Genomic DNA, 1637 nt, shown 5'->3' on the forward strand with positions numbered 1-1637 from the left:
TGGAAACAAATAAGGACATTTTATTACTCTTGCTGTTAGTTCAAATAATACCATTTAAGAATAAGAGTGTCTCGTAGCTCAGCTGGTTAGAGTACTACACTGATAATGTAGGGGTCGACAGTTCGAGTCTGTCCGAGACAACTATTTTAGACTTAAAAAAAAGGAAATTTTAGAAGTATGAGTATGAATTCATTAATTCAAAGTTCAACATTCATAATTTAAGATTAGAAATGGGGGATTAGCTCAGCTGGCTAGAGCGCCTGCCTTGCACGCAGGAGGTCAACGGTTCGACTCCGTTATTCTCCACAGATCCGAAAGGATATAAGTTCATTGACATATTGAGATAAGAAAATAATAAAAAGTAGAAAGCATTTTTTGCTTGTTTATCATTAGACAAGTAAAAGAAACGGCATTCTTAATTGAATGTTGGTACAATAAGCAAAATAAGGGCGTATGGGGGATGCCTTGGCTCTCAGAGGCGATGAAGGGCGTGATAAGCTGCGAAAAGCTACGGGGATTGGCACACACGAATTGATCCGTAGATACCCGAATGGGGCAACCCACTATGTTGAAGACATAGTACACCGATAGGTGGGCAAACCCGCTGAACTGAAACATCTAAGTAGGCGGAGGAGAAGAAAACAAAAGTGATTCCGTAAGTAGTGGCGAGCGAACGCGGATTAGCCCAAACCAATGTTGTTACGGCAATGTTGGGGTTGTAGGACCACGTTATTTGTTGCGGATAGAATTAGAATCTACTGGAAAGTAGAGCCAAAGAAGGTGATAGCCCTGTATAAGTAATAGAAGATAACGATAGTGGTATCCTGAGTAGGGCGGGACACGAGAAATCCTGTCTGAATTTGGCGGGACCATCCGCTAAGGCTAAATACTCCTGAGAGACCGATAGTGAACCAGTACCGTGAGGGAAAGGTGAAAAGAACCGTGAATAACGGAGTGAAATAGATCCTGAAACCATACGCTTACAAGCGGTCGGAGCCCTTTAGTGGGGTGACGGCGTGCCTTTTGCATAATGAGCCTACGAGTTAACGTTGCTGGCAAGGATAAGTGGTTAAGCCACGGATCCGTAGCGAAAGCGAGTCTGAATAGGGCGCTTTAGTCAGTAGTGTTAGACGCGAAACCGTGTGATCTACCCATGGGCAGGTTGAAGCTGTGGTAACACACAGTGGAGGACCGAACCGGTTGACGTTGAAAAGTCTTCGGATGACCTGTGGGTAGGGGTGAAAGGCCAATCAAACTCGGAAATAGCTCGTACTCCCCGAAATGCATTTAGGTGCAGCGTTAGTTATAAAGTTATATAGAGGTAGAGCTACTGATTGGATGCGGGGGCTTCACCGCCTACCAATTCCTGACAAACTCCGAATGCTATATAATGTTCACTAACAGTGAGGGCTTGGGTGCTAAGGTCCAAGTCCGAGAGGGAAAGAACCCAGACCATCAGCTAAGGTCCCCAAATATATACTAAGTTGAAAGAACGAGGTTTGTCTGCCCAGACAGCTAGGATGTTGGCTTGGAAGCAGCCATTCATTTAAAGAGTGCGTAACAGCTCACTAGTCGAGCGGACGAGCATGGATAATAATCGGGCATAAGTATATTACCGAAGCTATGGATTACCTATT

Annotated in this window: 2 tRNA genes and 1 rRNA gene; all 3 read left to right on the forward strand. The window is 44.5% G+C overall.

Annotated elements, in window-relative coordinates:
• The first annotated feature begins 67 nt into the window (after window positions 1–67).
• A tRNA-Ile gene (locus ACNQGN_RS18875) sits at window positions 68–141 on the forward strand.
• A gap of 91 nt (window positions 142–232) precedes the next feature.
• A tRNA-Ala gene (locus ACNQGN_RS18880) sits at window positions 233–306 on the forward strand.
• Window positions 307–433: 127 nt separating this feature from the next.
• Window positions 434–1637 (forward strand): 23S ribosomal RNA (locus ACNQGN_RS18885); the annotation flags it as partial.

This window comes from Flavobacterium rhamnosi, assembly GCF_048286515.1.
In the GTDB taxonomy this organism is placed as follows: Bacteria; Bacteroidota; Bacteroidia; order Flavobacteriales; family Flavobacteriaceae; genus Flavobacterium.